At 34.9% G+C, this 7,796-nt stretch carries 9 protein-coding genes and 1 riboswitch; of the genes, 4 read left to right on the top strand and 5 right to left on the bottom strand.

All coding sequences use genetic code 11. The features are described 5' to 3' along the window. Positions 1 to 440: 440 nt before the first annotated feature. Positions 441 to 854: a hypothetical protein gene (locus J3U09_RS10280; RefSeq protein ID WP_267358148.1), complete on the top strand. Its 414-nt coding sequence runs from the start codon at positions 441 to 443 to the stop codon at positions 852 to 854. Between the two features lie 242 nt (positions 855 to 1,096). Next, a complete protein-coding gene (gene asnA / locus J3U09_RS10275) occupies positions 1,097 to 2,089 on the top strand; it encodes an aspartate--ammonia ligase (protein ID WP_267358147.1) in 993 nt (330 codons plus the stop codon). A 46-nt stretch (positions 2,090 to 2,135) separates the two neighbouring features. Here the strand turns inward: asnA and tenA are convergent, their stop codons facing one another. The 5 genes from tenA to J3U09_RS10250 form a co-directional block, all read right to left on the bottom strand. Continuing rightward, a complete protein-coding gene (tenA, locus tag J3U09_RS10270) occupies positions 2,136 to 2,780 on the bottom strand; it encodes a thiaminase II (RefSeq protein ID WP_267358145.1) in 645 nt (214 codons plus the stop codon). 51 nt (positions 2,781 to 2,831) lie between these two features. Further along, positions 2,832 to 2,920, bottom strand: a riboswitch (TPP riboswitch). Positions 2,921 to 2,956: 36 nt separating this feature from the next. Next, on the bottom strand, positions 2,957 to 3,361 hold the full coding sequence (locus J3U09_RS10265; protein ID WP_065562625.1) for a DUF1161 domain-containing protein: 405 nt from the start codon (positions 3,359 to 3,361) through the stop codon (positions 2,957 to 2,959). A gap of 135 nt (positions 3,362 to 3,496) precedes the next feature. Then, positions 3,497 to 3,730 (bottom strand): hypothetical protein, encoded by a 234-nt coding sequence (locus tag J3U09_RS10260; protein WP_065562626.1) that lies wholly within the window; start codon positions 3,728 to 3,730, stop codon positions 3,497 to 3,499. Positions 3,731 to 4,145: 415 nt separating this feature from the next. Next, complete coding sequence (locus J3U09_RS10255) at positions 4,146 to 4,409, bottom strand: SemiSWEET family transporter (RefSeq protein ID WP_081299490.1); 264 nt, start codon at positions 4,407 to 4,409, stop codon at positions 4,146 to 4,148. Positions 4,410 to 4,807: 398 nt separating this feature from the next. Further along, the gene (locus tag J3U09_RS10250) at positions 4,808 to 6,211 is read right to left on the bottom strand and encodes a PLP-dependent aminotransferase family protein (RefSeq protein WP_267358143.1); all 1,404 of its coding nucleotides are present in this window, start codon (positions 6,209 to 6,211) and stop codon (positions 4,808 to 4,810) included. 109 nt (positions 6,212 to 6,320) lie between these two features. Between J3U09_RS10250 and pdxS the strand changes: the two genes are divergently transcribed. Together pdxS and pdxT are read left to right on the top strand one after the other, a co-directional pair. Next, on the top strand, positions 6,321 to 7,205 hold the full coding sequence (pdxS, locus tag J3U09_RS10245) for a pyridoxal 5'-phosphate synthase lyase subunit PdxS (protein ID WP_176713947.1): 885 nt from the start codon (positions 6,321 to 6,323) through the stop codon (positions 7,203 to 7,205). Next, positions 7,205 to 7,786, top strand: a complete 582-nt coding sequence (gene pdxT, locus J3U09_RS10240; protein ID WP_267358141.1) for a pyridoxal 5'-phosphate synthase glutaminase subunit PdxT — start codon at positions 7,205 to 7,207, stop codon at positions 7,784 to 7,786. The genes pdxS and pdxT overlap by 1 nt, the downstream gene beginning before the upstream one ends. Positions 7,787 to 7,796 lie beyond the last annotated feature (10 nt).

The raw sequence follows: 7,796 nt of genomic DNA, 5'->3' as shown, positions 1-7,796 counted from the left end.
CCTGAAAAATTTTATCTTAGCATTTAGAATTAATGATGTTGATCATTAAATAGTTCTGAAGTGGAATTTAGAAGATCAAAAACCCTGTTCCTCAACTTTTTTGCTACTAAATACCTCGAAAATAAACCCGCCTAGGCGGGTGATTAAAACATCGCTAAGCCGCTTAATCGCTTATTATGATTTCTTCGACTATTTAATTTTTAAATACATATCCTCTCCCTTTACGAAAGGATTTTATGCAATAACTTATCTGATCATATTTCATCCATTCGTAAGTCTGAATTTTTTCTATATGATAGTTATGATCTCTTACTACATTTCTATTTTAATTAGTTTTTAATAGTTTTATAATCAATCCCCTCAACTTATTAAAATCTTCGATTTTTAATAAAAACAATGTGTTAATTAAGAGTAAATTTTCAACGCAAGGGAGTATTAACATGAATGATGGGTTAAAACTAGAAAAAATAAAAGCCTTATTTGAAAAACTTGAATTACCCGATTTTAATAGCTCATCAGTAATTTATGGTTCTATCCACCCAAAACTTTGGAAATTTGCACTTTTTCCGCGCGCAGCCGCTTTTGATATTAAACACTACCTTATTTATTTTAATTCCGATGAAATTATTTTAATTGGCTTAACTCTCGGTGCAGATTTAACGAATGATGTTATTCGAATACCAATGACATCAATTTCAAATTTCAAGTTCAAGAAAGGCTGGATTACCAGTAAATTTGAATTTACTATGGCTGGAAACAAAAGGTATCCATTTATAGTACCTAATTTTGTGTTCATCGCAAAATGGCAAAAGCCAAATTTAACCCATATTGTTTCCTCCTATTTTAATCAATAATTAACTCAATTATCTTTTACCTATATGATGAAGCATAATTACCTAATATATTGTATTATTGGGTAATTTAATTTCATTTTTTACGTTTAATGTGTGATGCAGTCCTTGCCCGCATCGGAAATCCGTGAATTTGATTATAGTGCTTAGCGCTTTATAAAAAGTCCGAATATGTTCTAACTTGCATATTTCTGTTTTCTAGTTTAATTTATCGTCACTAACCCATTCACTTTTTGAGATGAGACATGACGATATCATTTAAAGAGCAGCAACAACGGATCAATTTTGTTAAACAATTTTTTGCTGAGCAATTAGCTAATAATTTATCACTAATTGAAGTTCAAGCCCCACTTTTAAGTCAAATTGGTGATGGTGTTCAGGATAATTTATCTGGGACTGAGAAGGCGGTACAGGTTAATATTAAGAGTATTCCTGATGCACAATTTGAAGTGGTTCATTCACTCGCTAAATGGAAACGCAAAATATTGAGCCAACATAATTTTCCAATTGGTGAAGGTATTTATTCCAATATGAAAGCGCTTCGCCCTGATGAAGATAAGCTCTCCCCTATTCACTCTGTTTATGTCGATCAATGGGATTGGGAAAAAGTGATTCGTCCTGAAGATCGGAATCTTGCTTATTTGAAACAGACGGTAGAGAAGATTTATAGTGCTATTAAGGCTACAGAAAAAGTGGTTTCAGAAAAATATCATCTTTCTTGTTTTTTACCAGAGTCGATCACTTTTATGGATAGTGAACAGTTATTAAAACGTTATCCTAATTTGTCACCAAAAGAGCGCGAAAATGCGATTACTAAGGAGTTAGGCGCAGTATTTTTAATCGGTATTGGTGGTGATTTGTCAAATAAAGAAAAACACGATGTGCGCGCCCCTGATTATGATGATTGGAGTAGCGATAATGAGATGGGGTCTAAAGGATTAAATGGTGATATTTTAGTTTGGAATCCAGTTTTAAATAGTGGTTTTGAAATTTCGTCAATGGGTATTCGCGTCGATCCTGAGACGTTAAAGCGTCAATTAAAATTAACCAATAATGAAGATCGTCTCCAATATGCTTGGCATAAGGCATTAGCTAATGGTGATTTTTTACAGACAATTGGTGGCGGGATTGGACAATCTCGACTAACTATGTTGCTTTTACAACAACATCATATTGGGCAAGTCCAAGCAAGTGTTTGGGATGATGTAACCAAGCAAAACTATCAACAACTTTTATAATTCATGCTCAGCATGTTTTATCTAAAATGGTAAAACATGCTGTTTACTAGTCACTTTTATCCAATGCCATTTGCCAAAAATTTATTTCCAATTGCGTCGCTTGCTTAAATATTTGGCTTAATTGTTTAAATCGGTTTTCACTAATATTAAGTAATTGTCCTTCTATCCAAGCAATCTCTTTTTGTACTGCTTGTTGAAACTCCTTACTAGCATACATCTCAATCCAAGAGCGATATGGGTTGTTTTCGTCCCAACCTTGAATCCAATTGGCAATCATGCCATACCCAATTAAACAGGGTGCCATTGCTATGTGTATATCTAATATATCGCCGTGTAATCCTATATCAAGCACATAACGTGTATAATCGCTATTGGCTTTGGCTTCCTTTAATGTGCTTAGTTCATATTCAGATATGTGCCATTTTCTGCAATATTCAATATGCAGATCGAGTTCAACTTCAACAATGATTTTTAAACTCTCTAATGATTGACGAATTTGAGCAATGTCGTGACTTTTATATACTGCAAGTCCCCAAGCTCGGGAAAAGTTGATTAAAAAAAGATAATCTTGTTTAAGGTAGTATTGAAAGCAGGTTAAGTCTAATGTGCCTTTTCCTAATTGTTGAACAAAATCATGTTGAATATAGTGTTTCCACTCGCTTGATTCAATCAGTGAGTTAAATGATGGCATAATGACTCCTTTTTGACAAATTCGCTATAAGGAGTTAAACAGATTTCTATAATAGACGTGTTTTAAACTCCCTTCGTCGGTATTAACCGAATCAGGTTCAACGGGTATAATCTCAGCCTATAGCACCCCGGTTAAACAAATTATAAAATTTATAAAATGGTTACTTAAATTTTCGTTTATTCTGCTTTTTGTTCAGTTTCCTGAGATTCTGTAGAAGTCGGCTCTGGAGTTTGAACTTTTTCTACTGGTGCCGAAGCTGGCGTTTGAACTGGAGCGTTACTAGGGCTGTAGCACTCGACGGGTTGTGGTGTGATTTCAACAGGTGTTTCAGGCTCATCTTTAACTGATTTTGATGATGGTGTACGAATATAAACAATGCTTTGTTTACCTCGATCACATGATCCAACGATTTTACCTTCAATATTTTGTTCATCTTGAGGAACAAGTTTTAATTGGAAGCTATTTTCATTAACACCGTTATTTTTAATTTTTTCGGCGATATTTGCACTAATTTCGTCACAATTGGACGCAGATGCAATAACTGGGAGACCTAATAATAACACTACTGCTAACTTTTTCATGATCTTTCCTTAAGATTATCGAGTAACTGATGCATTATAAAACGATTGTTTAAACTGTCCATATCGTTTTGAATAACGCTGCAAATAAATTTTATCAATAGATTTGAAAAAGCTAGCTTAGTATAGATTTTTTAGTTAATTCTGCTCTTGGTGTTGGTTTTCAAGTAATTTTAATTTATCTAGAACCCATGAGCGAATATCGGATAATTCGGCTTCAGATAATTGATTTACAAAGTCTCTTTTTGCGTGGAGTTGTTTGCGATCTTCTTCAGTCAAAACCACACCTTTTAAATTTAATAATACCTCTTTACGGTACATTGAGTAGATAAAATCTTTTATCAAATCATCGGAAAGATTAATATCAGCCATGGTGATTTCCTTATTTTATAAAACTCATTTGTTAATCATCAAATTTAGTTAATCTTTGTATAAATAACATTCTGATAGATTTTGAAGATGAATCCAGCCTAAAAAATAGGCTGACTTTTACTATAGTCTAATCACTATTAGATAACAATAGTAAATCGATAAATTAGATTAATCGATTAGATTAATCGATTAAATTATTCACTTTATTATTTGATAAGTATTTAACAAACCTGTTGATAACTCCATAACAATATAATAATTAATAAGTTATATGCAAGGTTAATTTTTAATCTTCTCTGATTTCTCAATTTTTGAGTAACAATTATCTAGCCTATTTCACAAGAATTGTGAATATAAAAAAATACAGCATATATTATGCTGTATAAAGAAAATATAAGGGAGTTAAAACAAGAATTTATAAAGCAGTAATAAACGCGGTTAAACCAAATAATACCCCTGGAAAATTAGCTATTGCAATTGGCCAATCCTTTTTTTGTCGTAATAAGCCATAACAGACCCATAATGAGCAGTTAATTGCTGCCGCTAAAGGTTGAGTTGGATTAGCTTTAAATCCATGAAGATTGTCGATAATTTGTGGGATATACGATACGTACATTCCTAATGATGCAAGTGTTGCGATAACACCCAAATAGTGAAAAGCTTTTGGAGAAAGATTCAAAATCAGCCTACCTGCTTATATATGAAAGGAGCAAATAATCTAACATATATAACAAGTGAGTTAAATATTAGTGTACCGTGGTTTCAGATAATATTTTGTAAATAAAATGATAAGATTTTTTATGTGAATCTATTTTAAGTAATCGGATATGGTTTTTAATAATAAATGTTATTGCTACGAATGCCTTATATCAAACGCAAATTGTTATATCATATAATGTAGCTAATAAGGCATAAAAACCGCGATTTTTTGATAGTTTTGTGATTATTTAGCTGAGATTCAATCCAATAATGAGATTTGAAGTTTACCGATTAACCCTGCCTGTTTGTCTGAGCAGTTATGATCTATTTATTAACGCCAAATACCTGTTAGAACAATCAATAAAAACTTAGTTCGCTTTATCTCATCAAATCTTTTGCAAAATGACCATAACTTAAACGTATAGCGCCAACTCGATCCCCAAAGTCAGTGCCTTGTGACACTATTATATGCTTTGCTAGTAATTGATTTAAAATAGCCAACTCCTGCGCCTGACTGCTAACGGGCAAATGGGCATATAGATGAAAACCGCCTGTGGGTATCTGGTAATTGATGTCACCTTTAAAATAGTCATCAAGCCAATCTATTAGTTGGTTAGCCTTTTGTTTTAATTGCTGGCGTAACCATTCTTGATGGGATTGGTAGTGATGAGTCAAATATTCTTCAGCTAAAAGTTGCGGTAATATACTTAATCCTGAGTCAATGTGATGCCTTATATTGGCTAGTTTTTCGATAATTTCTTTCGGTGCAATCATCCAACCAATACGTATGTTGCGACCAATATATTTGGATAATGATCCTAAATAGATAACTTGATTACTGGTATCATATTTTTTTATCGGGTCGATTTGACTCTTTTGATCAAAAGTTAACCCACTATAAGCATCATCCTCAACAATACCAATACACTGCTTTCGACAAAATGCCAATATCTGTTTTTTTCGATGATTACTCATCACACATCCCGTTGGATTTTGAAATATTGGATTTAGAAATAACCATTTAATTTGCCGTTCTAAACTGACTTTTTGTAAACTCTCTAAGGTTATCCCTTCAGCATCACACTCAATACCATATAACCGCAAGCCTGCTGCTTGAAATAGTGGTAATGAATAGAAATATGAAGGTGATTCAATGCCTATTGCATCGCCAGGTTTTAATAATCCTTGAGTAATTAAAAAGAGGGATTGCTGCGTTCCTGAGGTTATTAAAATTTGATCGGTATCAACCATCATACCAAATTGGTTCAACATATAATTGGCGATCTGCACTTTGAGTGTAGGTAGACCCAATTGCAATATGTCGCTTTGCTTTTCATAAGCAACCATTTCATGAGAGGTGATATTGGGTAACATTAATTTGGGCATCATATGAGTTGGTAAATCACCATTAGCCAAATCACAGATGTTCGCCATTTGCTGACGAGTCTGAAATACTTTTTGTTGATATACACTTTTGCGATTTTGATAGAAATGGGCTGGCAGTCGCCAGTTAATGGTGGAGTAAGCTTGAAGCCCCCATTTTTGATCATTAATAAAGGTTCCACTACCCTGCTTACGAACCAATACATTACGTTCAGTTAAGATATCTAGCGCATGGACAATAGTGGAGCGGTTAACGTGCAGATTTTTAGCCAACTCTCGCTCTGATGGTAATCTCTCACCCGCTATTAATACCCCTTGTTCAATGTAATTTTCAATCAACTGGATCACTTTTTTAAATAGTGCTCCGTCAAAAGCCGCTAATTTTTGTTTATTCCACATCGTTTATCAGTTTTTTGATTTATGCATAATTGGATGGGTTAATTATAGTCCAATTGGCTGTTTATTGTAGCAATTTTATTTTGAATAATACTTTATTTAATTAGGAGTAATCATGAAAACAGGTACACAAACAGTAAAACGTGGCATGGCACAGATGCAAAAAGGCGGTGTGATTATGGATGTAGTTAATGCCGAACAAGCAAAAATTGCTGAGCAAGCAGGTGCAGTGGCTGTAATGGCTTTAGAACGTGTTCCCTCTGATATACGCGCTGCTGGAGGCGTAGCACGAATGGCTGATCCAACAATCGTTGAAGAAGTGATGAAAGCAGTTACCATACCTGTTATGGCAAAAGCGCGAATCGGTCATATCGTTGAGGCACGCATTTTGGAGTCCATGGGCGTAGATTATATTGATGAAAGCGAAGTGCTGACACCAGCGGATGAACAATATCATTTATTGAAAGATGAATTTACCGTACCTTTTGTTTGTGGTTGTCGTGACTTAGGCGAAGCACTGCGTCGAATTGGTGAAGGAGCTTCGATGCTACGCACCAAAGGTGAACCAGGAACAGGTAATATTGTAGAAGCAGTAAGGCATATGCGCCGAGTAAATGAACAAATTCGTTTAGTTGTTGGTAAATCAAAAGATGAGTTGATGACATTTGCTAAAGAGATTGGTGCACCTTATGAGTTGATATTACAAATCAAACAACTGGGTAAACTACCGGTTGTTAATTTTGCTGCTGGTGGCATTGCTACGCCTGCTGATGCTGCATTGATGATGCAACTTGGTGCCGATGGTGTGTTTGTTGGTTCAGGTATTTTTAAATCGCAAAATCCGGAAAAATTTGCTAAAGCAATCGTTCAAGCAACAACATATTTTGACGATTATCCAAGATTAGCTGAACTTTCAAAAGGATTAGGTGAAGCGATGAAAGGTATCGAAATCAGTAAATTAAGCGAATCTGAAAGAATGCAGGAGCGAGGTTGGTAATGAGCTCAAAAGCAAGTAAAACCATTGGTGTGCTTAATTTACAAGGCGCAGTGACTGAACATTTAAATATGCTTGCAACTATTGATTTAGTCATCCCAATTGCAGTAAAAAAGGCCGAGGAATTGCGTCAAGTTGATGGTTTAATTATTCCGGGTGGTGAATCAACTGCAATAAGTCGTTTAATTCGGCAAAATGGCTTATTTGAACCAATCCAAGAGTTTGCCAAGCAAGGTAAAGGGATTTTTGGTACCTGCGCGGGTTTGGTGCTTTGCGGTAATGAAACAAGCCATAGCGAAGTTGAACAACTGGGTTTGATGGATATTGTGGTTGAACGTAATGGATTTGGTCGGCAAATTGCTAGCTTTGAGACGATGTTAGATATTGCACCTATTGGCAAGCAAGTTCCAGCCGTTTTTATCCGAGCGCCCTATATTGCTAAGGCGGGCAAGCAAGTCACACAACTTGCTTTTATTGATAATCATTGCGTAATGGCAGAGCAGAATAATATTTTAGTCTGCTCATTCCATCCCGAACTAACGACCGATAATCGCATAATGCGCTATTTTATTGAAAAATGCTGACCGTTTTTCT

It is taken from the genome of Gilliamella sp. B2889 (assembly GCF_026536885.1).
GTDB classification, from domain to species: domain Bacteria; phylum Pseudomonadota; class Gammaproteobacteria; order Enterobacterales; family Orbaceae; genus Gilliamella; species Gilliamella apicola_E.
Note: the sequence above shows the minus strand (reverse complement) of the source record. Positions and strands in the feature narration are given on the sequence as shown.

Coding starts and splice junctions, on each gene's coding strand:
- asnA (WP_267358147.1), top strand. CDS start 1,097: ATGACGATATCATTTAAAGAGCAGCAACAACGGATCAATTTTGTTAAA.
- pdxT (WP_267358141.1), top strand. CDS start 7,205: ATGAGCTCAAAAGCAAGTAAAACCATTGGTGTGCTTAATTTACAAGGC.
- J3U09_RS10265 (WP_065562625.1), bottom strand. CDS start 3,361: ATGAAAAAGTTAGCAGTAGTGTTATTATTAGGTCTCCCAGTTATTGCA.
- tenA (WP_267358145.1), bottom strand. CDS start 2,780: ATGCCATCATTTAACTCACTGATTGAATCAAGCGAGTGGAAACACTAT.
- J3U09_RS10280 (WP_267358148.1), top strand. CDS start 441: ATGAATGATGGGTTAAAACTAGAAAAAATAAAAGCCTTATTTGAAAAA.
- J3U09_RS10260 (WP_065562626.1), bottom strand. CDS start 3,730: ATGGCTGATATTAATCTTTCCGATGATTTGATAAAAGATTTTATCTAC.
- J3U09_RS10250 (WP_267358143.1), bottom strand. CDS start 6,211: ATGTGGAATAAACAAAAATTAGCGGCTTTTGACGGAGCACTATTTAAA.